This is a genomic window from Cuneatibacter sp. NSJ-177, assembly GCF_022867805.1.
In the GTDB taxonomy this organism is placed as follows: domain Bacteria; phylum Bacillota; class Clostridia; order Lachnospirales; family Lachnospiraceae; genus Pseudolachnospira.
Genome location: NZ_JALIFO010000015.1, coordinates 179,065 through 204,751, shown reverse-complemented (window position 1 = coordinate 204,751; position 25,687 = coordinate 179,065). Strand labels below are relative to the sequence as shown.

Annotated in this window: 29 protein-coding genes; 20 read left to right on the top strand and 9 right to left on the bottom strand. The window is 52.8% G+C overall.

What is annotated here, in order from left to right:
- Positions 1–74: 74 nt before the first annotated feature.
- The 3 genes from MUB23_RS18700 to MUB23_RS18690 all read left to right on the top strand — a co-directional run bounded on the left by MUB23_RS18700 (position 75) and on the right by MUB23_RS18690 (position 1,734).
- Positions 75–485, top strand: coding sequence for a polyketide cyclase (locus MUB23_RS18700; RefSeq protein ID WP_244802280.1), 411 nt, complete (start codon positions 75–77; stop codon positions 483–485).
- A 41-nt stretch (positions 486–526) separates the two neighbouring features.
- The gene (locus tag MUB23_RS18695; RefSeq protein ID WP_244802279.1) at positions 527–886 is read left to right on the top strand and encodes a hypothetical protein; all 360 of its coding nucleotides are present in this window, start codon (positions 527–529) and stop codon (positions 884–886) included.
- Between the two features lie 80 nt (positions 887–966).
- Entirely contained in the window at positions 967–1,734 is a 768-nt protein-coding gene (locus tag MUB23_RS18690) for a MerR family transcriptional regulator (protein WP_244802278.1), read from the top strand.
- Between the two features lie 112 nt (positions 1,735–1,846).
- Here MUB23_RS18690 and MUB23_RS18685 read toward each other — a convergent pair whose 3' ends face one another.
- The 6 genes from MUB23_RS18685 to MUB23_RS18660 form a co-directional block, all read right to left on the bottom strand.
- On the bottom strand, positions 1,847–3,619 hold the full coding sequence (locus MUB23_RS18685; protein WP_244802277.1) for a DUF2079 domain-containing protein: 1,773 nt from the start codon (positions 3,617–3,619) through the stop codon (positions 1,847–1,849).
- A 208-nt stretch (positions 3,620–3,827) separates the two neighbouring features.
- A complete protein-coding gene (locus tag MUB23_RS18680; protein ID WP_244802276.1) occupies positions 3,828–4,973 on the bottom strand; it encodes a M56 family metallopeptidase in 1,146 nt (381 codons plus the stop codon).
- Positions 4,963–5,343, bottom strand: a complete 381-nt coding sequence (locus tag MUB23_RS18675) for a BlaI/MecI/CopY family transcriptional regulator (RefSeq protein WP_244802275.1) — start codon at positions 5,341–5,343, stop codon at positions 4,963–4,965. The genes MUB23_RS18680 and MUB23_RS18675 overlap by 11 nt, the downstream gene beginning before the upstream one ends.
- Positions 5,344–5,514: 171 nt before the next feature.
- Positions 5,515–6,312: a hypothetical protein gene (locus MUB23_RS18670; protein ID WP_244802274.1), complete on the bottom strand. Its 798-nt coding sequence runs from the start codon at positions 6,310–6,312 to the stop codon at positions 5,515–5,517.
- Position 6,313: 1 nt separating this feature from the next.
- Positions 6,314–7,189, bottom strand: coding sequence for an ABC transporter ATP-binding protein (locus MUB23_RS18665; protein ID WP_244802273.1), 876 nt, complete (start codon positions 7,187–7,189; stop codon positions 6,314–6,316).
- A complete protein-coding gene (locus MUB23_RS18660; RefSeq protein ID WP_244802272.1) occupies positions 7,186–7,800 on the bottom strand; it encodes a TetR/AcrR family transcriptional regulator in 615 nt (204 codons plus the stop codon). Before MUB23_RS18660 ends, MUB23_RS18665 begins: the two co-directional genes overlap by 4 nt.
- Before the next feature lie 309 nt (positions 7,801–8,109).
- Here MUB23_RS18660 and MUB23_RS18655 point away from each other — a divergent pair, with 309 nt between their 5' ends.
- The 12 genes from MUB23_RS18655 to MUB23_RS18600 all read left to right on the top strand — a co-directional run bounded on the left by MUB23_RS18655 (position 8,110) and on the right by MUB23_RS18600 (position 19,235).
- Positions 8,110–8,595: a TRAP transporter small permease gene (locus MUB23_RS18655; protein ID WP_244802271.1), complete on the top strand. Its 486-nt coding sequence runs from the start codon at positions 8,110–8,112 to the stop codon at positions 8,593–8,595.
- Complete coding sequence (locus tag MUB23_RS18650; RefSeq protein ID WP_244802270.1) at positions 8,592–9,860, top strand: TRAP transporter large permease; 1,269 nt, start codon at positions 8,592–8,594, stop codon at positions 9,858–9,860. Before MUB23_RS18655 ends, MUB23_RS18650 begins: the two co-directional genes overlap by 4 nt.
- 113 nt (positions 9,861–9,973) lie before the next feature.
- Positions 9,974–11,104 carry a TRAP transporter substrate-binding protein gene (locus MUB23_RS18645; RefSeq protein WP_244802269.1) on the top strand — a complete coding sequence of 377 codons (1,131 nt, stop codon included), beginning with the start codon at positions 9,974–9,976 and terminating at the stop codon, positions 11,102–11,104.
- Between the two features lie 5 nt (positions 11,105–11,109).
- Positions 11,110–12,132 carry a hydroxyacid dehydrogenase gene (locus MUB23_RS18640; protein ID WP_244802268.1) on the top strand — a complete coding sequence of 341 codons (1,023 nt, stop codon included), beginning with the start codon at positions 11,110–11,112 and terminating at the stop codon, positions 12,130–12,132.
- 6 nt (positions 12,133–12,138) lie between these two features.
- Entirely contained in the window at positions 12,139–12,438 is a 300-nt protein-coding gene (locus tag MUB23_RS18635) for a hypothetical protein (protein WP_244802267.1), read from the top strand.
- A gap of 76 nt (positions 12,439–12,514) precedes the next feature.
- Positions 12,515–13,591 (top strand): zinc-dependent alcohol dehydrogenase, encoded by a 1,077-nt coding sequence (locus MUB23_RS18630; protein ID WP_244802266.1) that lies wholly within the window; start codon positions 12,515–12,517, stop codon positions 13,589–13,591.
- Positions 13,579–13,986 (top strand): C-GCAxxG-C-C family (seleno)protein, encoded by a 408-nt coding sequence (locus tag MUB23_RS18625; protein WP_244802265.1) that lies wholly within the window; start codon positions 13,579–13,581, stop codon positions 13,984–13,986. Before MUB23_RS18630 ends, MUB23_RS18625 begins: the two co-directional genes overlap by 13 nt.
- Positions 13,987–14,016: 30 nt before the next feature.
- Positions 14,017–15,672 carry an FAD-dependent oxidoreductase gene (locus MUB23_RS18620; RefSeq protein ID WP_244802264.1) on the top strand — a complete coding sequence of 552 codons (1,656 nt, stop codon included), beginning with the start codon at positions 14,017–14,019 and terminating at the stop codon, positions 15,670–15,672.
- 36 nt (positions 15,673–15,708) lie between these two features.
- Positions 15,709–16,875 carry a TRAP transporter substrate-binding protein gene (locus MUB23_RS18615; protein WP_244802263.1) on the top strand — a complete coding sequence of 389 codons (1,167 nt, stop codon included), beginning with the start codon at positions 15,709–15,711 and terminating at the stop codon, positions 16,873–16,875.
- Positions 16,876–16,922: 47 nt separating this feature from the next.
- Positions 16,923–17,438, top strand: a complete 516-nt coding sequence (locus MUB23_RS18610) for a TRAP transporter small permease (RefSeq protein WP_244802262.1) — start codon at positions 16,923–16,925, stop codon at positions 17,436–17,438.
- Between the two features lie 2 nt (positions 17,439–17,440).
- Positions 17,441–18,742 (top strand): TRAP transporter large permease, encoded by a 1,302-nt coding sequence (locus MUB23_RS18605; protein ID WP_244802261.1) that lies wholly within the window; start codon positions 17,441–17,443, stop codon positions 18,740–18,742.
- A 55-nt stretch (positions 18,743–18,797) separates the two neighbouring features.
- Entirely contained in the window at positions 18,798–19,235 is a 438-nt protein-coding gene (locus MUB23_RS18600) for a type II 3-dehydroquinate dehydratase (RefSeq protein WP_244802260.1), read from the top strand.
- Between the two features lie 11 nt (positions 19,236–19,246).
- On the opposite strand, the gene aroD is transcribed toward MUB23_RS18600, so the two are convergent.
- The 3 genes from aroD to MUB23_RS18585 all read right to left on the bottom strand — a co-directional run bounded on the left by aroD (position 19,247) and on the right by MUB23_RS18585 (position 21,387).
- On the bottom strand, positions 19,247–19,996 hold the full coding sequence (aroD, locus tag MUB23_RS18595; RefSeq protein WP_244802259.1) for a type I 3-dehydroquinate dehydratase: 750 nt from the start codon (positions 19,994–19,996) through the stop codon (positions 19,247–19,249).
- A 35-nt stretch (positions 19,997–20,031) separates the two neighbouring features.
- On the bottom strand, positions 20,032–20,769 hold the full coding sequence (locus MUB23_RS18590; protein WP_244802258.1) for an IclR family transcriptional regulator: 738 nt from the start codon (positions 20,767–20,769) through the stop codon (positions 20,032–20,034).
- 150 nt (positions 20,770–20,919) lie between these two features.
- Positions 20,920–21,387, bottom strand: coding sequence for an AraC family transcriptional regulator (locus tag MUB23_RS18585; RefSeq protein ID WP_244802257.1), 468 nt, complete (start codon positions 21,385–21,387; stop codon positions 20,920–20,922).
- Positions 21,388–21,596: 209 nt separating this feature from the next.
- Here MUB23_RS18585 and MUB23_RS18580 point away from each other — a divergent pair, with 209 nt between their 5' ends.
- The 5 genes from MUB23_RS18580 (at position 21,597) to serC (ending at position 25,683) form a co-directional block, all read left to right on the top strand.
- Positions 21,597–22,037, top strand: a complete 441-nt coding sequence (locus tag MUB23_RS18580) for a hypothetical protein (RefSeq protein ID WP_244802256.1) — start codon at positions 21,597–21,599, stop codon at positions 22,035–22,037.
- Between the two features lie 208 nt (positions 22,038–22,245).
- A complete protein-coding gene (locus MUB23_RS18575; protein ID WP_244802255.1) occupies positions 22,246–22,662 on the top strand; it encodes a YjdF family protein in 417 nt (138 codons plus the stop codon).
- A gap of 166 nt (positions 22,663–22,828) precedes the next feature.
- Positions 22,829–23,365, top strand: a complete 537-nt coding sequence (locus MUB23_RS18570; protein WP_244802254.1) for a DUF6323 family protein — start codon at positions 22,829–22,831, stop codon at positions 23,363–23,365.
- Positions 23,366–23,389: 24 nt separating this feature from the next.
- Positions 23,390–24,244 carry a DUF6179 domain-containing protein gene (locus MUB23_RS18565; RefSeq protein WP_244802253.1) on the top strand — a complete coding sequence of 285 codons (855 nt, stop codon included), beginning with the start codon at positions 23,390–23,392 and terminating at the stop codon, positions 24,242–24,244.
- Positions 24,245–24,597: 353 nt separating this feature from the next.
- Positions 24,598–25,683, top strand: coding sequence for a 3-phosphoserine/phosphohydroxythreonine transaminase (gene serC / locus MUB23_RS18560; RefSeq protein WP_244802252.1), 1,086 nt, complete (start codon positions 24,598–24,600; stop codon positions 25,681–25,683).
- Positions 25,684–25,687: the final 4 nt, after the last annotated feature.

Genomic DNA, 25,687 nt, shown 5'->3' with positions numbered 1-25,687 from the left:
AAGCGGTTGTGATGGCAAATGGAAATGGGATATGATATAATGTCGCCAAATAGAAAGAATGGAAGGGAATGACGATGGCTGTTTCACATATCAAAGCGACTTTTTCATACGGGCTTCCCAAAGTCTGGGATGCGGTTGTTTCTTTAAAGGAGTATTCTTGGCGGAGCGACCTTGACCGAATTGAAATCCGGGAGCCTGGAAAACAATTTGTGGAGTTCACCAAAGAGGGCTATCCGACCACTTTTACCATCACTGTTTTTCAGCCCTGTGAGCGATATGAGTTTGACATGGAAAACGGAAATATGAGAGGGCATTGGGTGGGACTTTTTTCAGAACAAAATGGACAGACTACCGTTGATTTTACGGAGGATGTGACGGCGAAAAAAGTAATGTTAAGGCCCTTTGTCGGCGGATATCTGAAAAAGCAGCAGGCCTTGTATGTGGCTGATCTGCGCAAATTTCTGGAAACGAACAAAGAAAAATAGGAACTCCACCGGCGCGTAAATGCACAGAAGGGAAGGACCGGATGAAAAGTGGCAGCTACCAAAAGGGAGATAACAAAAAGGCGGATCTGGAATTTGAACAGTCGATCCGCTATGGCAAAGTGAAAGTCGGAACCGATTATATTTTCTTTAAGAAAGGGCTTCGCTGGTATCAGGCGGAGTTCGGAGACGTCCGCCGCGCCTACCGGAGGATCGAAGGGGTGGACGCAAAAATGTGCTGCGGAAACGTGAACTTTGATATTCAAAAACTGGTGCTGACCGGCAAGGATGAAACACAGCTTGAGCTTTTGATCGGCGAAGGCGCCTGGAGGGAAGCGGACGTCCTGGAACAAGTGATCCGGGAGCGGCATCCGGAAATCCCCTTTGGCAAGGAGAGCCTCTAAGCAACTTTTCGTAAAAAATGAAAAAAACTCTTGACCTTTCCGTTGCGGAAACCCTTATACTCGTTTCAGGAGGTGAGAAAATGGAATACACGGTCAGCCAGTTGGCCGCGCTGTCCGGCGTCAGCCCCCGCACCTTGCGGTATTACGATGAGATCGGCTTGCTCAAGCCCGAAAGAGTGAGCGGCGGCGGGTACCGTATTTACGGGCAGGTGCAGGTGGACCGGCTGCAGCAGATCTTATTTTACCGGGAAATGGATCTCAGTCTGGAGAATATCCAGGAAATCCTGGAGTCCCCGGATTTTGACCGGAGGCAGGCTTTGGAAGAACATTTGCTCACCCTGCAGCTAAAAAAAGAGCGGATGGAAGCGCTGATCGAAAATGTCAGCCGCACCCTCCGCTCCCTGAAAGGAGAAATTGTCATGGACGATGAACAAAAATTTGAAGGCTTGAAGCAAAAGAGGATCGAAGAAAATGAGAAAAAATACGGGCAGGAAGTCCGGGAACGGTTCGGTGAAGAGGCGATGGACGCTTCCAATGCTAAATTGGCGGGCATGAGCAAAGCACAGTGGGAGGAGCAGGAGCGGCTTTCCAAAGAAATTTTGGAGAAATTGGCCGAGGCGGTTAAAACCGGCGATCCGGCGGGAAGCCTGGCCCAGGAGGTCTGCAAGCTTCACCGGACTTGGCTCTGCCTGTTCTGGAAAGATGGTTCCTGCACGAAGGAAGCCCACCGGAATATGGGAGAGATGTACGCGGCGGATGAGCGTTTCCGCGCCTACTACGAGAAAGCAGCGCCCGGAGCCGCAGAATTTTTGCGGGATGCGCTGAAGTGTTACTATGAAACTCAGTGAAGCAGAGTCGCCAGGCGATAGCTGAACGCTACTGTAAAGGATATCGAGGGCGTCTTCTTTGAGGATTGCCCTCTTTTCGCCCCGATTCCGTCCAGCCGGCATTTTCGGAGATTCAGGACCCGGATGACCGGGCTAATAGGATCAGCTCTTCAGACTGATAAAACACTTGATAACCGGCTTTCCGGTAGGTCTCCACGGAGACGGCCGGATCCGGATCCCGCAGGTCGTAGGCGACATAATCTGTATCATAAATCTGGTCCATCAGGTAGACAACATCCCTCTCGGCCAAATGGGAGACGAGGAAACTGGACGCCGTGACCGAAGCATGTTCTGGTATCCGGGAAAGATCTGCTTCCATCCGCTGGTATGTTTCCTTGTTTTGTACCCAGTCTGCCAGCGCGCCGGCGTGGGTAAGCTGGGTTCCGGCGAAAAGCGTCAGCGTTACAAGCGCGGCGGAATACAAGGTGCGTTCCCTCTTGGCCGGCTCCATTTCCGAGAGGCGCCGGATGGCCAGATAAAAAAGAAAACTGAGGGTGCCAAAATTATATTGGTAAGAAATCGTGTGTTGGTAAACATAATCTGGCATCAGATTCATCAATGCCAGGGGACCGAGGAGGATAAAGTCTTCCAGCTTTCGGCCGGCCAGTGGTAAAAAGAGCAGCGGAGCCAGCATTTCCAGGAGATAGATGAGCCGGTTTTCCTGGATACACTGGGCCAGGGCGTAGGCTGGATGTAGCAGGACGGACAGGATCATTTCCCCAAAACCGCCGTTTTGAAAAGAAAAGTTGTGATACCGGCTGGTCATGACGCCGAGCCCCCATCGTTCCATCAAGGTTACGATGATCCCGAAATAGACCAGGGAGAGGAAAAAAAGAAGCAAGCCTAGACGGAATCGGGGCGTCAGGCGGCTGCGAATGCCTGCTCTTTTGGTTCCAAAGAATTCGGAAGCCAGCAGATAGAGGCCCCAAAATGCGGGATAGATGGCGGCGTCTTCTTTTACCAACAGAATGAAAAAGCCGGGAATCAGACCCAAGAAACAGCGCCTCCCCGCCTGGGCGGAAGCATAAAACAGCCAGAGGAGCAAGGGCGCGAGAAAACAATTTTCGTGAATATCATAGAAACAGCCTCCGGCCAGCGCCGGATAGGAAAAATAGCAGAGCGCCAAAAGGGCGCTGGACCGGCCGCCCAGCCGGTATTGACGGCAGAGCTTCCAAAGAGGGATGGCTCCGCAGGCCAGAACCGCCGCCTGGCCAAGCTGCAGTGTGGCCGGATCGGGAAAGATCAGGTACGCAGGCAGCAGCAGATAATAAATGGGCGAGGTGTGGACCGCAAAGTGGGAGAGCACCTGATTTCTCTCGCAGGTGGTGAACGGCAGCCCGGTTTCCTTCATCTGGTGGAACATCTGGACGAAAATTCCAAAGTCAAAGCAAGGCGTCCGGAAGGTGAGGTGCCGGAGAACCGTGAAGCCTCCCACATAGAGAAAAAACAGGAAGGCGGCTCCGATAAAAAACAATTTTAGACGTTTGTCTTTTATCGGGGAAAAAGAAAAATGCACAGTGAAAATGGGAGGCAGGAGGACTGCCAAAATTCCCCCGAAAGTCAAGGACAGCAGCGGGTCATTCTGGACGGCCGACGCGATAATGGCACAGAGAGAAAACAATACAAGAGGCGCAGAAATTACAAGAAAAGGAAACCTTTGGTTCAGCAAAAAAGAAACCCCGGTCAGCAGCAGGCCGCAGACCAAAGTCAAGGCTAAATTTTGCCCGGCGATGGATTCCATGGCGCTTTCCGCCGGGATGAAAATCAAGCCGGAGGCAAGCAAGAGAGTCATCCATCCGCTGAAAAGTGCTGAAATCCAGAGGATCGGGGTAGGATACGGTTTCATTGAGCGCTCCTTTCTGTTGTGGATGCACAGGGGCTTCCCCTTGGGGGACGCAAATACAGTGAATTAATCTGAAATTAAATTCTACAAATGTCTTGAAATAAACATAAAGTTGAATTCCTTCCTTCCGAAAGGACAGGAGTCAATCGCTTTTAAACAAGAATCAGAGAGGCGGTTTGCCGGACAGGAAAACCGCCTGTGAAAAGATTTCTTATGAAGTACCATAAACCGTGGTATAGGCTTCCTCTCCTTCCTTCTCATCCCAGGAAACCTCGCCGGTGTTCAAACCGGCGGGAAATGGCTCGGAGGAGGCCGCCCCTGTCGGGTCTTCGTCATCCAGGGAAAAGATCGTCCCCACTGCGCCGGAAATTCCGGCTGTCTCGGCTTCATCATCTGCGATATAGGTGGTTGCAGTCTCGCCGGGGCCTCCGAAGTTTTGGCTGTTCCCGCTTTGCGTGACCGCAAAAAGCTGAGAGGAACCGGCAGTCAGGAGAAGAATCAGGAGGGCGATGCCGAGAAAAGCCCGCTTCTTTTTCCCACTGAAGATCTCTTCGAACCGCTGCTTTAACTCGCCGGGGCCATTTCCGAAACTGGTGGACAGGGCGCTTTGCAGAGTGGATTTTTGCCGGATGACATGAAGAATGGTTTTACAATAAAGGGCCCGTTCTTCCTTTGACGCATAGAAGGTAATACGCTCGTCACAGGCGCATTCCAGGTCGGCGCGGATGATCTTTTTGAGAAGAGGAAACAGCGGATTGAACCAGTGAATGCAGTGGACCAGTTCCAGCAGGCACTGATACCAAAGATCTTTTCTCTGAAAGTGGATCAGCTCATGGCGGAAGATCAGGGTCAATTCCTCTTCGGAAAAAGCTTGATCCGGCAGCAAAACGCAGGGATGCCGAAGCCCGGTCAGCATAGGGGAGGAAATACCGGAGACCTGGAACAAACCGATCCGGCGATCCATCCCCATCTCCAGGCAGACTTGCTGGAACCATCGGGAAATATTTTCATCTGAGATCGGATGGGAGAGCCTTTGCACCGACTGCGTAAACTGAATATGCTGAATCAGGCGAAGGGCCAGCGCCACCATGACGCCGAACAGCCAAAACAGGAAGATCCAGCGTTCTGGCCGGACCGGGCTGTGGGAGGCCAGAGCCGGGATGGTGGCGGTGAAAAGGGGCGAGGCAGGCTGCGGCCGGTAAGGAATCAGAAAGCCCAAAAGCAGGAGCAGCCAGGTGATGCGCCGCCACCGTGCGGAGTAAGCCGGGCCGGTTAATTGGCGCAGTCCAAGGAAAAGAAGGCTGACCCCGGTCATCACCACAGAGCAGGTAAGAATGGTCAGGAAATCATTGTTCATGTAGTTTCTCCTTGATCCAAAGTTCCAGCTCGTCGAGATCTTCTTCGCCGAACCGGTCGCTTTGGGCCAGGGAACCGACCAGATTCATCAAGGAAGAAGACTCATAGCGCTTGGAGAGCAGCCGGGTTTCAAAATCAAGATATTCTTTTTCCGTGACGACCGGGCGATACAGCCGTTCTCTTCCCGATTTTTCGGAGACGACAAAACCCCGCTGCTCCATCCGCCTCAGCAAGGTCAAGATGGTCTGGGCTTTCCAGGTTTTTCCCTCCGGGAGATGTTCCGATAGGATGGTGGAGGTAACCGGGGGCGTGACATGCCAGATAATTTTCATCAGTTCAAATTCGGCGTCGGGCAGGCGCTGCATGGTCATAAGCAGTCGGGTCTCCTTTCTGAATTCTACATATGTCTTGAATTAAAAATAACAAAGGAAGCGGGATTTGTCAAGTAAAAACAGATCCCGCTTCCGGAAAACACGTTATCTTTTAGAAGCTAACGGAGGAGAGACGCTCCGATTGGGCAGATTTTTTGTTTCAAGCTGCGCTTAGATTGGAAGCTGCTTTCGTTTAAAAGCCCAAACGCTTGCCGCCAGCAGGAGGACAATGGCGGCGAGGAAAGACGGATACATCCACCAGGTATCCACGTTTCCGGACACAATCCCAACGCTGTCCAGCCAGCTGAACGGGCTGATGTTCTCCAGCCATTTCAGCTTGTCGCCGCCTGCCCCTACGATCATGCTGAGGATCAGCAGGCCGATGGGAACGCCGGCGGCAAGGCCGGATCCCAGTTTCGTGCCGCAGAAAGCAGAGGAGAAAAAGAAACTGAGCATGGCGACAGCTGTGCTGAGCAGGAACGTGACGGAAACCAGATTCAGGTAGGCAGGAAAATCAAAATCCCCCATTGCCCCAAGCCAGGCGCAGCCGGTAATCAGAATGCCGGTAAACAAAACAAACATTGCGCCGATCAGATAAAAACCCTGGGTCAGGATCAGACTGGTCCGGGTCACCGGCGCGGACAGCGTGTAGGCAATCGAGGTATCGTCCACCGGTTTCAGCACCAGCAGACGAGTCTGAATCACATAAAACACCATGGTAAAAGCCATCACCAGGACGCTGAAAAAAGTGGACGCCGTGTAAGCAAGGGGAGAAGTCATGGCCGCGGTATTGATGCCGAAGGCGTCCAGCATTCCCCCGATCATGCCGAATAGGTCTTTGACTTTCTCCATGTCGGCCGGATCGACCAGATAGAGAATCACGCTGAGGTAGAAGCAGAGGACAGCCAGAAAGACCAGCATCAGTTTCCAGTTCCGCTTGATCGTATTTTTTAAAATCACAAAATTCATCTCACTGCGCCTCCTTGCCGTAATAATTGAGGAAAATATCCTCCAGGTTCTGTCTGGATATCTCCAGGCCTGTGACCGGAATTGTGGCAAGCTTCTTGATAAACGCGTCGATCTCGTCGCCTTTTACAAAAACTTCACAGCCGTTTTCCATGGTGCGCCCCATCTCAAAGCCAAAGGCGCGCAGCCGGTCAGGCTCCGGAGTTTGGACCAGGAAGCCTTTTCGTTTTACGGAAGTCAGTTCTTTGACACCCGAACGGGCGGCGATCTTTCCGTCTTTGATGATCAAAACGTCGTCGCAGGTCCGCTCCACCTCCTCAAACATGTGGCTGGAAAGCAGGATGGTCCGGCCCTTTTTCTTCTCTTCCTGGATCAAGGCGATAAATTCGTTCTGCATCAGAGGATCCAGCCCGCTGGTTGGTTCATCCAGAATCAGCACCTGGGGATCGTGAAGGAAGGCGGCCACAATGCCGACCTTTTGCTTCATGCCTTTGGAGAACCGCCGGATCGAACCCTTTGCCTCCAATTCAAAACGGTCCATCAGCTGCTTCATGCGTGTGTCGTCCCGGATTCCCCGCAGGTCCAGCTGATATTTCAGAAATTCCATACAGGTCATCCCGCCGGGAAAGGCGATTTCTCCGGGGATGTAGCCGAGCGCTGCCTTGATTGCCGCTGCTTCCTGAAAACAGTCCCGGCCGTTGATCGAGCAGCTGCCCCGGTCGGGCTTCATAAAGCCCATCAGCATACGGATCGTCGTGGTTTTCCCCGCCCCGTTGGGACCGAGATAGCCCATGACGCGGCCTTCTCTTACGGAAAAGTCCACGTCAAAGATCCCCTTGCCGCTGGGGTAACGAAGCGTAAGTCCCTTGGCTTCAATCATAAATACTCCTCCTTATAAAAGTTGGCTTTCATCATTTTAAGACAGGCAAGAAACTCCTGCTCCATGGAGTCAAGGTCCGCGGCGCTTTGAAACGAAGCGCCTGATACGTAGCCCTCGGCGTATTTCACCAGAATCGTTAGGACCAGTTCCGGATCCACGGTTTCTTTGAATTTCTTTCGGTCAATCTCTGTGAATACAAAGTTATTCTGAAAGGCAGCGCCGGTTTCCATGCGGGCGCTGAGTTCTTCCGCTACCTCCGGATCCGTCTCAAAATAGATGGACGTCAGAAAATTCAACATTGCCGGCCGTTTTCGGATGAGATCCAGCTTGATTTTGGTGCCGGTTTCAATTCGGTCAAAAAAATCCGTGACCTGATCGAATTGGATTTGGGCGAAGGCCTGGATCAATTCCTGGAAAGCCAGGTCAATGAGATAGAAATACATGTTCTTTTTGCTGCCAAAGTAGTGGAAAATCATTCCTTTTGATATTCCGGCTGCAGTGGCAATATCGCGCGCGGAAGCTTTTTTGTACCCCATTTTCCCGAAATGGAGCATAGCTGCGTCGACGACAGCATTTTGCTTTTCCTCCGGCAGAGCGAGAAATGCCTCCAATTGAATCACCTCCTGTAAACCGATTCGGTTAATGAAAGCATATCACGATTAACCGAATCGGTCAATGACTTTTATCAAATTTGAAACAGATTGGGGAAGAAAGTAAGACAAAATTGTCGGACAATGATTGTAGAAGAGAGAGACGTCTCAATGCTTCCGGAAATCAAATAACAAATCTTTCTTGTCCGGGAATAAAATAAAGTTGACATGACAGAAGGAAAATGTTATAATTATAACAGTTGATTGGTCGACCAAGGTCAACCAATCAAAAAATCACTGGAGAGATCGGGATAAGGAGGCGAGGGCAAGATGAAAAAGATATGCAGCTTTTTGTATCGGGCCGCCGGATATATTGCCGGCGTGCTGTTGGGAATCATGATGATTGTCCTGGTGGTTCAGGTTTTCCGGAGGCGTGTGCTGGGAAATTCGCTGACCTATGCGGAGGAACTGATCCGCTTTTTGGAAATTTGGCTGGTGTTTTTGGGGGCGAGCCTTTGCGTCAAGGACGACACGCACCCTACCGTGACCATCTTTTTTGACCATTTTCCCCAGAAGATCCGCCCGGCCGTCAAATCCTTGATCTATCTTTTGATTTTGGCTGTCGGAATTGTGATGATGATTTCCGGCGTTCTGCTCTGCATGAAATACTACCGGCAGATGACGCCGACGCTGCGGATATCGTACGCCTATGTCTACGCGGCGATCCCCCTTTCAGGGCTGCTGATCGATATCCAGGCATTGGGCGTTTTCTCCGAGTTTCTTCGGAGAAATAAAGAAGGGAGGACCCAGGGATGAGTATGGGAATCGTGTTGGGCGTTTGCTTTGTGGTCTTTTTTGTCATCGGACTTCCCCTGCCGTTTGCCATTGCGCTGTCCTCGGTGCTCGCCCTTTTGGTCGGAGATATGCCCTTGGTCTTGATTGCCCAGAGAATGTATATGGGAACCGACTCGTTCCCGATGCTGGCGATCCCCTTTTTTGTCCTGTCCGGTGAGATCATGTTAAAGGGCGGCCTCTCGAAGCGCCTGATCCAGGTGGCGAATTCCCTGATCGGCCATCTGACCGGAGGGCTTGCCATGACGTCGGTGGCGTCGGCGGCATTTTTCGGGGCGATCTCCGGGTCCGCTCCGGCTACCACGGCCTCCATCGGTTCCATCATGGTGCCGGAGATGAAAAAAGCCGGGTACGACGAAGACTTTTCCGCCGCCCTGGTCGCTTCCGTGGGACCTCTGGGGCAGATCATTCCTCCCAGCATTCCGATGGTGCTCTGGGCCACGATGGCGGGGATCTCCGTCTCAGACCTGTTTTTGGCAGGGGTGTTTCCCGGTATCTTGATGGCGCTTGCGCTCTGCATTTGCAGCTATATCATTGCAAAGAGGCGGGGCTTCCGGCGGGTCGGGAAGCGGGCCCCGGCCCACGAAGTCTTTCATGCGCTGAAAGAAGGAATTTGGGCGCTGCTGATGCCTGTCATCATCCTGGGAAGTATCTACGGCGGCGTATGCAGTCCGACGGAGGCCGGAGGAGTTGTCTGCTTTTACGCGTTGTTTGTCGGGTTTTTTATCTATCGGGAACTAAAGATCAAGGATATGATGGGGATTTTGATCAACACGGTGAAGACCACGGCCATGGTGGTGTTTATGGTGGGCTGCGCCAATCTTTTCGGCTGGATCATGGCCAGCGAACAGCTTCCGGCGAAGATGGTGTCCGGATTCCTCTCTGTCAGCGGAAATAAATTTGTGATTTTGTTCCTGCTGAACGTGGCGCTGCTGATCACCGGAGCGCTGATGGACAATATTTCGGCCATGACGATTCTATGCGCGGTTTTAACCGGAATCGGGAGCGCCGTGGGAATGGACCCGATTCAGCTGGGCGCCATCATCGTCATCAATTTTGCGATTGGAAACATCACTCCGCCGGTGGGCTACACGTTATATGTGGCGGCGGGGATCACCGGGCAGCCCTTTGAACGGATTGCCAAAAACGCCATGCCCATGCTGCTATGTGAGATTCTGGTACTGTTGATTATCACCTATATTCCATTTTTCACCCTGGCCCTAATCTAGCGGGCTGTTTCAATGGTATTCCGGGCGGCCTCATCGTGTAAATGCGCCGGATATCATTGATAAAAGACGCTGGTATTTGAGGAAATCCCTCAAGATTGAAAGGAGAAGAAAGAATGAAAAAGAGAACACAGAAACTCAGCGCGGTAATGCTTACAGCGGCCCTCCTGTGCGGATTGGCGGCAGGCTGCGGTTCCGGGGAGACGGGAACAACCGGGGCCCAGACCCAGGCTCCGGGGACCACGGGAGCGGAAACCACGGCGGCGCAGACCACGGCGGAAGCCGCCGGTGAGACGGCGCAGGCAGGAAGCACCGGTACCGCGGAGCTGACTCTCCAGCTGGCCTGGGGGACCGCGGACAATGAGTATGATCCCTTCGCCATCGCGGCCCACGTTTTCAGCGGCATCGTTACGGAAAAAAGCGGCGGCCGGATTGCCCTGGAGTTTTATCCCAACAGCGTTCTGGGAGCCGAGCGCGATACGTTCGAGGGCGTGTCGATGGGGACGATTGACATGTGTCTGATCAACAATACCCCGATCGGCGGCTTTGTGCCGGAGTGCCAGGTGCTGGATATGCCGTACCTGTACCCGGACAAGGAGACTATCTGGAAGATTGTGGACGGGGAAATCGGAGCGGTCATCGACCAGGCCATCTTAGATGATTACGGCGTGATCAGCTTAGGGGTCTTTGACGGAGGATTCCGCCAGATGTACAACAATGTCCGCCCGATCCTTGCGCCGGACGATATGAAGGGAATCACCATGCGTTCGATGGAGAATACCGTCTATCTGGAAATGTTCAAGGCGCTGGGGGCGAACCCGACGGCCATGCCGTTCACGGAGATTTTCACAGGCCTGCAGCAGTCCACGGTGGACGGATTTGAGATCGGCATCGCCACATATTACACCAACAATTTCCACGAGGTGACGAAGTACATGTCCCTGACGAACCACACCTTTACCCCGATCCGGCTTTTGATCGGACAGGACAAGTGGAACAGTATTCCGGAGGACCTCCAGAATATCCTTTTGGAGTCTGTGAAAGAAGCCCTTCCAGAGGCCAGACAGCAGAACGATGCCAATGAAGAAAAAATGATGGGAATCATCAAAGACGCCGGTGTGGAGATCAATGAAATCAACGATATGAACCAGTTTAAGGAAAAATGCCAGGACATTTGGTATCTGTTTGAGGACGAAGTGGGATCGGATCTCCTGAACTCGGTGATCGAAGCCTGTACGAAAGGCTGAAGCTTATGAGCGGATGGGAAAGTAGAAAAGTTTTTATCGCGGAACCAAACGATGGACTGGATGATACCTTCCAGATCCTAAAAGACCTGGGCTGCCGGGTGGTGACGGGGCCTCCGGTCTCCTGCGCCGGTCAGGGTTACAGCGAGGACGAATTGGTCGAACTTTGCCGGGATGCGGACGCTTTTTTCGGGATGTCGCGGGAGGTTATTACGCGCCGCATTCTGGAGGCCAGCCCCAAACTCCGTGTGATCTGTAAATACGGGACGGGAGTCAATAACATCGACGTGGCCGCAGCCACGGACTGCGGGATTCTGGTGGCCAATGCGCCGGTTCACAATCTGACCGTGGCTGAATATGCGATTGCTTCCATGTTAAGCCTGCTGAAAAAGATTCCGTACAATGCCAATCATCTGCGGAGCGGAGGGTGGCGCGACAGCACCACGACCGGCCAGGAATTATATCAGAAGACAGTGGGAATCTTGGGATTCGGGCGGATTGGGAAGCAGATTGCGAAGCGCCTCTCCGGCTGGGAGGTGAAGCTTATCACCTATGATCCGGTGGTGACCAGGGAAGAGGCTTCCCTGTTTGGCGCGCGGATGGTGAGCTGGGACGAATTGTTTTCCGAATCGGATATCGTGACCGTCCATCTGCCGTTAAATGATGCGACGGCCGGTATCATTGGAAAAAAGGAATTTGACCGGATGAAGGAGACCGCCCTGTTTGTCAACGATGCGAGAGGAGCCTTGGTGGATCAGGAGGCTTTGACCGACGCTCTGGTCCATCACAAAATTGCGGGGGCGGCCATCGATGTATTTCCCCAGGAGGGATTGCCGTCCGACTATCCGCTCCTCTCCATGGACCAGGTGATTTTGACGCCCCATACGGCCGGCTACACCGTGGAATCCCTGCGGAGGATTGCCGGGCAGGCCACGGAAAACTGTATGGCCGCGCTGCGCGGACAGATACCGGAATTTGTGGTAAACCGGGAGGCAATCCCGAAGTGGAAGGAGAGGTTCGGAGCCCGGTAAAGGGGGATGAATGAAAGGCTTGCCGGTGGCAGGCGAAAAAGAAAAGGCGGGACCGCCGTAAAAGAGTACGATTTGGCAGTGGGTAATTCTGGTTTGTTTGACGCCGGAACCCTGCCGGGCCGAGACTCTTTGCGGTGGTCCCGCTTTTTTTTGTTGCCCGAAAAGTCCAGCGGTATAGTAGGAGGGGATCAAAACGGGATGGAAAATGAAACTGATAAAGTGTACCAAATTTTGTCTAGCGAAACTAAAATAATAAATAAAAAGAAATTAATTAAAAATTGCGAAGTTTATCAACAAAGTAATTGACATTAATTCTTTGTCATGCTATTATTTCATTGAAAGAAAATAAAAATTTCGTTAGACGAAATTCCGGAGGTAAGACATGAAAAAAATGAAAGCAATGGTGTACTACGGGCCAGGCAGATTGGAGTTGGAGGATTGGGAAATTCCCCATCCAAAGCAGGGGGAAGTCCGCGTAAAGATTTCATACTGCGCGGTCTGCGGCTCTGACCTGGGAGCTTATAAGAATGCTTCCGACCGGTTTCGCCCCCCGATTGTTCTGGGGCATGAGTTTTCCGGCGTTGTGGATGAGATTGGAGAGGGTGTGGATTCCCTTCACATCGGCCAGCATGTATGTGGAAATCCTCCCATTTACTGCGGGACATGCTGGTATTGTACCCATGGCCATTACAACATCTGCCCCAACCGCCTGAGCCTCGGCAACTCCGTTGGGGTGGACAAATGCAACGGGACGTTCCGGGAATATATCGTACTTCCCGCCTACACGCTGGTTCCGCTTCCGGATTCCATGGATTTGCTGAGCGGTTCTTTGATGGAACCGCTGGCAGTGGGATATCACGCAGCCAAAAACGGCGCATTCCAGCCGGGGGAGACCGTGACGGTAATCGGGACCGGGCCCATCGGGCTGATGACGGTTTTGAGTTTAAAGGCCCAGGGGGCCGGGCATATCATCTGCAGTGATCTGTCGGAGGCCAGGCTGCGGCTGGCCGGCCGGCTGGGAGCGGATACCCTGGTCAATATCGGGGAGCAGGATCTCGTGGAAGCGGTGAAGAAAGCGACGAACGGGCTGGGAAGCGACCGCACGATCATCTGCACCGATGCGCCTTCCTCCTTTTATCAGGCCATCCACGCCACCCGAAGCTGCGGGGATGTGATTCTGGTCGGCATGATCCAATCCAAGATTGAATTCTGCCCCATGGATATTTTCGGGAGAGACATCAATATCATCAGCAGCTATACGTTTACGGACGAGATCTATGAGGCGGTAAACATGGTGGCTGCGGGGAAAATTGATTTGGAGCCGATGATCACATCCATCTATTCCCTGGAACATGGGAAAGATGCCTTTGACGCTCTGATGGTGCCGGGGAATCCGGAGGTAAAGGTGATCATCGACATGTGGGGAGAGCAGAAAGGAGAGGAAAAATGGGTCAGGTGAGCGATACCATCCGGCAGATCTATCTGACGGAGGAAACCAACTGCGCCGAAGCTCTGTTCCGCGCGGCTCTTGCGTCCAGAGGAAAAGAATTGCCCCAGGAATGCTACCGGATGATGAGCGGATACAGCGGCGGAGTCAGCAGCGAAAAGCTGTGCGGCGCCATCCTGGGCGGCGTGGCCGCCGTCAGCGCCCTGATCAACCAGGGAGATGAGGAGAGTTTTGAAGCCAGCAAGGAGGCTTCGGCGGAGTTCCTCGCGGCCTGTGAGGAAGCGTTCGGCACTTCCTGCTGCCACGAGATTAAAGAGGTTTGGAGAAACGAGGAGGAACGCTGCTTTGGGGCCGTGGAAAAAATGGCCGGTCATTTAGAGGCGGTTTTGAGGAAATATGAGCGGTAGGAGATATAGCGGGGGCGAAGGGAGCGAAAGATGAAAATAGTGATTGTCGGCGGTGTGGCCGGAGGGGCCAGCGCCGCAGCAAGAATCCGGCGGCTTGATGAGTTCGCGGAAATTCTGCTCTTTGAGAGAGGGGAGGAAGTATCCTATGCCAACTGCGGACTTCCCTATGTGATCGGAGGCGTGATTACGGAGGAAGAAGAACTGTTTCTTCAGACGCCGGATTCCTTTTGGACACGGTTTCGGGTCCAAGTGCGGGTGCATTCGGAAGTAACCGAGATTGACCGGAAGAAAAAACGGGTCCGGGTGAGAAACCTGGCTACGGGCCAAGACTATGAGGAGACCTATGATAAGCTGGTGCTCTCGCCGGGGGCCGAAGCTTTTCTTCCGCCGGTGGAAGGAATCGGCCTGCCGGGCGTGCTGACCCTCCGGAGCGTGGCGGACCTGCGCCGGATCCGCCGGATGCTGAAAGAGAAGAAGGGAAGCCGGGTTCTCGTGGTGGGCGGCGGTTTTATCGGGCTGGAGGCGGCGGAAAACCTGAAATTGGCCGGGATGGATGTGACGGTTTTGGAAGGGGCAAGCCAGATTTTTCCTCCCTTTGACGAAGAGATGGCTGGAATTCTCAAAAAGGAGATGAATGAGAATGGAATCCCTGTGATCCTGGATGCTCCGGTCAAACGGATCAAAGAAGGGGAGTCCGATTATGAGGTAGTATACGGCTCCGGCCAGGAAATCCGCTGCGACTGGATTTTGATGGCCGCCGGCGTTAGGCCGGAAAGCCGTCTGGCCCGCGAGGCGGGGCTTGAAGGGAACGGCCGGGGCGGAATTGTAGTGGATTCCTACCTGCGCACCAGCGACAAAGAGATCTACGCGGTCGGAGATGCCATTGAAGTGAAAAATCAGATCACTGGGCAAGCGAGTATGCTCCCTCTGGCAGGTCCGGCCAACCGGCAGGGAAGGATCGCCGGAGCCAATGCGGCAGGGGCGGAGCCGGAGGAGTTTTCCGGCGTGATCGGAACCTCCGTGGCAAAGATATTCGGCTTGACGGCGGCCTGCACGGGCCTGAACGAAAGAACATTGAAAAAAGAGGGAATTCCCTATCAAAAGGTCTATCTCTCCCCGCTTTCCCATGCCGGGTATTATCCGGGAGGAGAGCCGGTCACGATGAAGCTTCTGTTTTCCCCGGCCGGCCGGGTGCTTGGCTGTCAGTGCGCCGGGCGGGAAGGCGTGGACAAGCGCATCGATGTGATCGCAGCAATTATAAAAAAGGAGGGAACCGTGTCGGACCTTGCCAATCTGGAACTTTGCTATGCGCCGCCCTACTCTTCCGCGAAAGATCCGGTCAACTATGCCGGTTTTCTGGCGGAGAACGTAATTTCCGGCCGGTCCCCCATCCGGCATTGGGAAGAGCTGCGGGAGGAAACCGAAGAATCCCGGATTCTCCTTGACGTACGGACCAGGGAAGAGTACGAGGAAGGGCATCTGGGCGGAAGCATCCATATTCCTTTGGATGAACTGCGGGAACGGATCCAGGAAATTCCGGAAGAAAAAGAAATCTGGATCTATTGTCAGGTTGGCCTGCGGGGGTATCTGGCCCAGCGGATTTTGATGCAGAGAAGGAAACAAAAGGTGTTTAATATTTCCGGCGGTTACCGGCTGCTGCAGGTGACCGGGCGGGAAGAAGTTTAGGGAAGGCAGCGACTTAAAATCAAGAGGAGGAATCAGATGAAGAACAAAAGAATCGGTAAGAAGTTGATGGCATTGGCACTGTCGGCGGCACTGATGCTGACCGGCTGCGTTTCCTGCGGCTCGTCCCAGGGACAGGGGACTTCCCAGGCAAACATGGATCCTACGGACGCCGCACCGGCTGCGAAGACAAAAGCCGGCGATCAGGCAGCTTCTTCGGGGACCGGGGAGAGCGCCCCGATTTCTCCGGTGTTTGCCGACGGTCCGGAAGAACATCTCACTTTAGTCCACGGAAACAATATCGGCACGCCTAACGATAAATGGAGCAATTATTTCAAAGAACTGGTGGAAGAACGGTCCGGTGGAAAAATCACCGTGGACATCTATCCCAGCAACGAGATGGGAACCGAACGGGAGCTGACCGAGGGGGTTCAGGTGGGTACCTATGATATTCAGGTCACCGGCCTGGTATCCACCTTATCCTTTATCCCCGCCCTGGCCACCTTGATGATTCCCTATCTGTTCAATGGAATGACGGCCGAACAGATTGACCAGGCGCTCAACGAGAGCGAGTACCACGAGAAGATGCAGGCGGCTTACGGCGACAGCCAGTTTCATCTGCTGGGCGGTCTGATGCAGGCGAGCACCTACCGGAATGTTACGTCGAACAAAGAAATTCGAACAATCGACGACTTGAAAGGGCTGAAAATCCGGATTGTGGAAAACGCATACTGCCTGAAATTCTGGAATTCTGTCGGCGCATCTCCGACGTCGGTCACCTGGGCGGAAACCTATCTGGCGCTTCAGCAGGGAGTGGTGGAAGCGCAGGAAAACCCGTTTGACAATATCTACCTGGGAAATATTTTTGAGGTTCAGAAATACCTGGTGATCAGTGAGCACCTATTAAATGTCAATCACATGATTATGAACCAGGAACGCTTTAAGTCCCTGCCGGACGGCTACCGGGAAGTCATCGAGGAGTGCGCCTCGGAAGCCAGAATCCGGGCGGCAGGGGACATGGCGGACGAGATCGAAGGATACCACCAATTACTTCTGGAAAAGGGCATGACCGAGATCAAACTGGACGAGGCGGTGGTGGAGGCCCTCAAAGAAAAGAGCGGGGAAGTCCGTGAGATGGTGAAAAGCGAGCTGGGAGAAGAACTGTACAACAGTCTGATCACAGCGGTTGAGCAGGCGAAACAGTAAGTTGCCGCGGATGATGGGGCAATAGTTTAGAAAACGGAGGCCGAGATATGAAAATTTTGCGTTGGCTGGACCGCAATCTGGAGATTCTGATCTGCGGGAGCCTGCTGGCTTTGCTGTCCGCCGCCATGATGCTGCAGGTTGTGATGCGCTATGGATTCAACGCGGCTTTGTCCTGGCCGGAGGAGTTCAGCCGGTACTGCTATATCTGGATTACTTTCTTTTCCATCAGTCTGACCATCCGGTCGGGATCCTATTTCCGTGTCACGGCGGTGGTGGATCTTTTGCCGGAAAAGGGACGCCAGGCGGCGGAGGTTTTCGCCCATCTGGTCAATCTGGCTTTTTTCGGCGCCTGCGCCGCCGTCTCGATTGGGATTTTTGATTCTGTTTACCACAGCACGCAGTCTTCCCCGGCTTTGCGGATTCCCATCTACATTGTGTATATTGCGCTTCCCTGCGGGATGTTTTTCAGCTTGGCCCGAAGCGTTCAGATGGTGATTTTAAGCGTGCGCGCTCTGGCAAAGCGAAAGCCTGACGAGAGCGCAGCAAAGGAAAGGAGGGCGTAAAGATGGATGTCAGTCTGGTTGCATGGATCTTCCTGGTGTTTGTCATCTGCCTGCTGTGCGGAATCCCGGTCGTCATCGCGATGGCCGCGGGAGCGCTGCTCCCCAGCCTTCTGGGGATGGCGGGGGCGACCACCTTTTCGGCATTGGTGCGCAGCATATTTGGAAGCGCGGAAAATACGACGCTGATCGCCATTCCTTTATTTATTCTGGCTGGGAACATCATGAGCGAAGGCCAGATCGCAAAAAAGCTGTATGATATATTCGCCTATTTTGTCGGGAATAAAACAGGAGGCCTGCCCTGCGCGGCCGTGATGACCTGCCTGTTTTACGGGGCGATATCCGGCTCTGCGCCCGCAACCGCGGCCGCGGTCGGCGGCATGACTTTTCCCTTGCTGGTGAAGCTAGGGTATGAGAAAACCTTTGTGGCGGCGCTGATTGCGACGGCTGGGGGCTTGGGAGTGATCATCCCTCCCAGCATTCCGTTTGTCCTGTACTCGTCCACCACAGGTGTGTCCTTGGGAGATATGTTCATCGCCGGATTTTTGCCGGGATTTCTGATGGGCGCATTGCTGATGGTCTATTGCGTGGTCTACTGCAAACGCAGCCGGTGTGAGAACAAAGAGCTGCTCGCGGAAAATTATCAAAGACTGCACAAAAGTGGATTTGGGCGGGTTCTGCTGGATGGGATTTGGGCCTTGCTCTCGCCGGTCATTGTGCTGGGCGGCATTTATACCGGGATTTTTACTCCCACGGAAGCGGCCTGCGCGTCGGTCTTTTATTCCCTGATCGTATCGATTTTTGTCTACCGTTCGATCCGGATCCGGGATCTGCCGAAGCTGTTTGCCGTCTCCGTCCGGGGACTCGCGCCGATCTGCCTGATCTTGCCTTTGGCCACGGCTTTCGGCCGGGTACTCGTGATGCTGAAAGCGCCGGCAAGGCTCAGCGAATTTATTGCATCTTCTTTCCACAGCACGGCATTGGTGCTGCTGGTGGTCCTGATTGTATTTTTTATCCTGGGAATGTTTATCGATACGGCACCTGCCATTGTGGTGATGGCTCCCATCCTGCTGCCGACGATGAAAAGCCTTGGGGTCAATCTGGTGCAATTCGGCATTATTATGACGGTATGCCTTGCGATCGGATGTGTAACGCCGCCGTTCGGCGTCAACCTGTTTGTCACAAGCAGTCTGTCAAAGATCCCGCCGATGACCATCGGGAGAAAGGCGTTTGTGATGATCGGGGTGTTTACCCTCGCTCTTTTGCTGATTACCTATATTCCGGGCATCAGTACGATGTTTCTTTGAGGAAGACGGATCGGTTCATTGGCGGAATGCCGCTGTAAGATAGGAGGAAAAAGAAATGGAAAAAATATTGATGCTCCACGGTCTCAACCACGATCAGATGGGAAAGGGAGAAGGCTCTGTCCATGGCGCTGTCACGATGGATGATCTGGATCAACTGGTCGAAAAGACCGCCGCCGCCTTGGGAGTCGAGGTGGACTCTTATCAGAACAATGAGGAAACGGAGGTCATCCGCAGGATCGAGACTGCGGAAGCAGAACATTATGCAGGCATCCTCTTTAATCCGGCGGATTGGATGGACACCGGATCCGGGATTGCCGAGGCGCTGGCAAAACTGATGATTCCAGTGATGGAGATCCATATTTCCAATGTGGACAAACGAGCCGACCGCACCAATGTGATTGCTCCGTCCGTCACCGGGCTGCTGACCGGGTTCGGGGTAAAGGTGTATTCTTATGGGCTGAGAATACTGGTGGCGGAGATCCGGAAGGAATAGGCGGAGTCACTTTAAATGAGGGACAGAATGGTCCGCAAATCATTGGCATTGATCTGACCTTCCATGGAGGTGGTGATTCCGCTGGCATAGGTCAATACAGAGCCGAAGAAGGAGGGCAGGATCCGGCTGACATTTCCCAGAGGGCCCATGGCCACGACGATGCGGGGGCGGACGCCGGACCGGTCCTCCCTCTCCACCATCCCGGACCAGAGGCTCAGCAAATCCCGCTTGGTCTTCGCCGTCACGGCGATCTTGGAGAGGTCTGCGCCGTAGCTTTCACATCGGGACAGCGCGTCAAGGATTTCCCACTGGTCCGGTGTCTTTTCATAATCATAATAGGAAAGAATCGTCTTGACCCCGCGTTTTTTTGCCTCGGCGATCAGCGGGCCGAAGAGCTCCTCCCCGAAGGCAAGCTCCACCTCGATCAAATCCATACAGCCGCTCTCTAAGGCCAGACGGCAGGCAGTGGCCTGTTCTTTTGCGGAAAGCAGGCGGGTCCCGCCGGATGCAGCGCCTCTCACAGAAAAGATAACCGGCTTTTGTTTGGCAGAACGGCGCAGCTTTTCCATGGTCTTTTGCATTTCCTCTTTTACGGGAAAATGCTCATAGGTGTCGGCTCTCCATTCAAATAAATCGGTCCCCAGCTCAGAGAGGATTTTGACTTCCTCCACAATGGCTTCCCTGGTCACCCCCATAATCGCGTTGCAGATTTTCGGGTCATCGGTGTTTAGTCTTACGTTCCGCACGATCACATCGTTCATTTGTCTCTCCTTGTGACGGTTCGCCTGTGTCTTCGTTATCGGATTTGATTTTCTTTGAGGGTTTCGGTGATCTGCCTGGCGGCCGCCACGGTTTCTCTGATCTTTCCGGTCATATCCCGATTGATCAATCGGAAGGCCGGTCCGGAAAGGGAGAGGGCGGCAACCATTTTTCCGGACCGGTTAAAAATCGGAGCCGAAATGGCGATAATTCCGGATTCATTGCTGTCGGTGCTGAGAGCATATCCGTCGGAGCGGATCTCGTCGAGAGAACCGGCGTCGATTTCTAAATCGGGAGCCAGCTGGTCTCTCTGCTTGGGGCTCATGTGAGCGAGAAAAAGCCGCCCGGTGGCGCTGAGGTTCAGACGCCGCCGGTCTCCGATATGGATGACCTGGCGGACGTCCTGGGTGGATTCGTAGAGCTCCATGCAGAGCAAAAATTTTCCGTCCAGAACAAAGAGGCGGACGTTTTCGTTGTAGGCTTGATACAGTTCTTCCATGATTGGTTTAGCCGCTTTTTTGATTCCTTCGTTCTTGGAATCGACGCGGTGGATAAAGCTTTGGAAGGTTCCCCCCAGGGAATATCGTTTGGTGTCCAAATCCCGGCTGACATATCCTCTTTTTTGGAGAGAATTGATAATGCGGAGTACGGTGGCGGAGGAGAGGCTGGTTTTTTTTGCAATTTCATTGAGAGAAAGCTCGTCCTCTTCCAAAAAACATTCTAAAATATCCATCGCTCGTTCTACCGAGCGGGTGTGCAACTCGTTTTCTCCCATGAAATCCTCCGCGTATATGGCTCTGAAACAACGGTTTCGTCTTACTGCGTTTCATTATGAATCATAGCACGCCGCCGCCGGATGCGTCAATATGAGAATGGCGCGGGGCGGCTCATTTCCGGCGCCATTCTCATAGATCGGGATTCTATATCATAAAATCGGGACACATAATTCGCAGGAATGATGATCCACCAGCTTTTTGGCATAGCGTTCGATCATGGGCCTTGATGTGTCCTGCAAAACGTTGCTTTTTTCCAGCTCAATGGAGTAGGTTTCCCAAGCCTTTTGTACGGCTTGCGCGGTATGCTCGATTTGGAATACCATATATTTCCCTCCTTCGAGTTGTCTGAGTTTCACGTCGCCATAACCGATTTCTGTTCCGGCAGGGGCTGTGATACAGACATCGTACCGGCAGTTTTGGGGTTCTGTTCTATTGGGATTGTCTAAGGGGATGGCCAGAATAGCCGTATGGTCATCATATAAATTGTGTGTATTTAACCAGTCTTTGAATTTCTCCATGAGAACATAATTCTCTTTGCCATATGCTCCGGTTCTCCTCATGTACAGAATCGTGGATGTGTGAAAAATCTCTCTCTCTTTATTCGTAAAAAAATCCATGTTGTAACTCCCATTCATTTTAGTACACCGGTGTCTATAGGAAGCATAAGTTGAATTAAAATAATTTTCAACTAAAATTTTAAAATTTATGTCGGAAAAACCGCTCAAAAAAATCTTTCTTTCCTGTAGCGCAATGAAATATCTTCCGTTATAATAGAGCATGGAAATAGGAGACATGAGGGCTTTGGCCGGATGATGGAGGAATGGAAATGAAGCATACATATTTTTATCGGACGATGGGTTGGAAAGCTTCCGGAGTATACTACGATGAAGAGGGAAATCCGTTTGCCCTGGCCGGAGAGGTTCAGGCGATTCACCGGGATGAAAAATGGTCCCTGCAAGGACTGATGGAAGTTCTGTCGGATCCGCCGGTCCGCTATACCAATGTCTATACGATTTTTCCTGCGGAGCAGGCGGCTACCTTGAAATGGGAATCCTCAAATCCGGCACTGGGGACGCTCCGGGGGACTTTTGAAATCGTCGGGGACAGCATCCTTTCCACTTACCGCTCCGATGACGGCGTCTATTCGGGGGCCGAAACATTGATTCAGATTGACGAGAAGACCTATTATAATGTGGGAGTTTCTTTTAAGAATGGGGTGAAAATGTCTTCCTGGAGCGCGGACTTGACGGCGCGGGAAGGCGAGTGACTTGAAGCGCCCTGGATTTTGTGATATAACAAAAGGGCAAAGATAAAAACACATCGTACCCGCTCGTTCGGGTATGGCGCCTGGCGAAAGCCAGTGCGGATCCGGTTGGTAGTCCGGACGGGAGCCGGTTTTCCCAGACCGGCTTTTCAGTAACCCTCCTCCTTGGTCGTCCGTTCTTTGCGCATCAAAGCATAAGGAGGACTTTGTTATGGGCAAAGAATCAGTGGCGCTTACCGTGTTTTTTGAAGATCCGTTCTGGGTGGGCGTGTGGGAACGCACCAGGGACGGAAGGCTGACCGTCTGTAAAATGACCTTTGGCCCGGAGCCAAAGGAGTATGAAGTCTGGGAAGCAGTTCTAAAAAACTATGATACGCTGCGGTTTGGTCCGCCTGTCCTGGCCGGGGACAGAAGCGCCTGCTCGAATCCGGGGCGGCTTCGGAAAGCTGCGCGCCATGAGGTGCAGGGCAGCGGAGTCGGAACCCGTTCCCAGCAGGCTTTAAAGCTTTTGCAGGAGCAGGGAAAGCAGACGCGGAACGCGCTTCGCCGGGAAAAGCGGGAGGAAGAGCGGGAGCGAAAGCGAGAGCTGCAAATGCAAAAGAAAAAAGAAAAGCACAGAGGCCATTAGAGGATATCTGCGCTGCGCCGGTTTTATTTGAAAACGGCGGAAATGAAAAAGAGGTGGGGTTCCACCTCTTTTTCTATTAATACTATACCACAAAATCCAAGATTTTTAAAGACTGGTAATTAAAATAAGGAAAGCTTATAATAGGCGGACAACGAAAGGAGGCTTTATGGATCATCAAACGCTTGCATTGCTGCCGCTGGCGAGACGCCGGCAAGAGGTGAGCGCTTTACTCACTTGCAACGAGAAAACCGCGTCCTATGGCCTGACGCTGTCCGGGGAGGAAGTGCTGGAGCTTGTGGAGTGCCGGGACCGGAGCCTGCGAGAGCGAAAGCGGGTGGAGTTCGGGGAGGGAATCTTGAACCTGCTGATCGAGACTTTTTGCGATTCTCCTTATCTCAACGGGGAAAACTATTTGGACACGCTGAAGCGGCTGCAGGATATTTTCTACGAATATAAAAATGATTCCGCAGATCTTCTCACGGATGACGAGCTTTTAACCTTTCTACGGGAACAGTTCGACTCAGTCTGCGGAGGCGATATGGATTATTTGGAACAGACCTGCGCCGAGCGGTTTGCGCGGGCGATCAGGAAGGGGTACCGGGGCTATCAGCAGACCGGAGGCAGGAAAGAATACAGTAAGTGGGACGAAGAGACGCGATGGGACGGGGAACTGTATTGGGAAGCCCTGAAAAATTTGTTTTAAGAAAGCCGGCCGGGAGGAGCGAAGATGGATTACAGTTTGGAAGAACTTCTGCCGATTGTGGCAAGGTTATCGGAACGCTATACGAGGAAAGAAAGCAGTTCGGTGACGTATGAGACTGCGGAGATGTTGATGGAGGCGGTTCTTACCTGCGTCAGGGAAGGGATGGAAAACGGGGAGCGGGCTGTAGCCGGGGGAGAAAAACCGAAAGCGGAACAGATTTACCAGCGGGGACGGGAGCGAATCGAAGAAAAGGCCCAGAAGGCAAAGAGAATCTATGAAGAGCTCATGACCGGCTGGGAGGATTATGGCTGCCTCAATTACCGGGACACGGTCCGAACCGGGATGATGGAGTTTTTCGCCCGGTACGATGCGCAGTTTCAGCCGCAAAACCATCTGCTGACGTTGGATTATCCGCTGCTTTGCCCTCTGCCGAAGCAGTGCGGAGCAGATTTGATTTTAGGATATCTAAAGCGGGTCCGGATCGAAAAAGCCTTTTTGGACTGCTTTCGCCGGGAACCGGTGATCCGCCTCATGGATCGGGTTTCCCCGGACGGGCGGAAGAATTACATGGGAAACCTCTGCGAGCCGGTATTGTTAGCTGCATGCGGGTGCATGATAGCGGATCAGCCGGTGGGAGAGCTAATGTTAAATTCCAGGGATCTGGCTGAAATCCGGGAAACATTTTCAGGCGCCGGCCGGCCGGAAGCCGAGGCAAAGATCCGGTGGATCCTGCGACGGATCGGAGAACAGGTGCCATGCGCAGGGACGGCTGGCTATTTGGAACAGGCAGCCCCCGGATTTGCCACGCGGATTTTCAATGGAATTCAGTCGGACTGCCTGGCCGCCGTGTTCTTTATGCAGGAATTTCCGATGGCCTGACGGAATCGAAACGTGAAGGAAAGCCGGACGGACGATGGGGCAGAATTTTCGTCACCTAGATTCCCAACTGAATAAGAAAGCAAAGCCAGAGATCAGTTCAATCAGTAAACGATCCCTGGTTTTTCTTTCTTTTCCGGTTATAAAGTGATTAAATATGGAAAAAGTATTTAGAAGTATCCTTTTTGTATGCCTGCCACAAAAAAAGATTACGAATTTGTAGTATGGCAATATGGAAAAGGGAAAAAACTATCGATAAAATGAAGTTGGATCTGTGAGAAAAGGAAAGAAAGGCCGGAAGAGGAAAAACATACCGCCTATGGGGCGGCATCCCAGGAAAGACAGGAGGAACCAAAATGGGCAAGGACAGAATCTACAATTTTTCAGCAGGCCCGGCGGTATTGCCGGAAGAGGTGCTGAGAGAAGCAGCGGACGAGATGTTGAATTACCGCGGATGCGGGATGTCTGTAATGGAAATGAGCCACCGGTCTGCGGTCTTTCAGGGAATCCTAGATGAAGCGGAAGCGGATCTGCGGGAACTGATGGGAATTCCGGATCATTATAAGGTCCTGTTTTTGCAGGGCGGCGCATCCCAGCAGTTTGCCATGATTCCGATGAATCTGATGAAAAACCGTGTGGCCGATTATATCGTCACCGGCCAGTGGTCGAAGAAGGCTTACCAGGAAGCGGCGAAGTACGGGAAGGCCAATAAAATTGCCAGCTCGGAGGATAAAACTTATTCCTATATTCCGGACCTCTCGGATCTTCCAATCAGCCCAGATGCGGATTACGTGTATATCTGCGAAAATAATACGATTTATGGGACAAAATATAAAAAGCTTCCCGACACAAAAGGAAAAATCCTGGTGTCGGATGTCTCGTCCTGCTTTTTATCGGAACCGGTGGATGTAGAGCAATACGGCCTGATTTACGGCGGCGTCCAGAAAAATATCGGACCGGCCGGCATGGTGATTGTGATTATCCGGGAAGATCTGATCTCGGAAGAGGTCCTGCCTGGCACGCCGACCATGCTGACCTATAAAACCCATGCGGACGCGGGCTCCCTGTACAATACGCCCAACTGCTATGGGATCTATATCTGCGGAAAGGTATTCCAGTGGCTGAAACGCCGGGGCGGCCTGGCCGTGATGAAAGAATACAATGAGAAAAAGGCCAAGGTTCTCTACGACTATCTGGATGAGAGCCGCCTGTTTTCCGGAACCGTGGTCCCGGAGGACCGTTCACTGATGAACGTGCCGTTTGTGACTGGAGACAAGGACTTGGATGCCGAATTCGTCAAAGAGGCGAAGGCGGCGGGTTTTGAGAATCTGAAAGGCCACCGGACCGTCGGCGGTATGCGCGCCAGCATCTACAATGCCATGCCGTTGGAAGGCGTGGAAGCTTTGGTCGCATTCATGAAAGATTTTGAACAAAAGCATTGAGGAG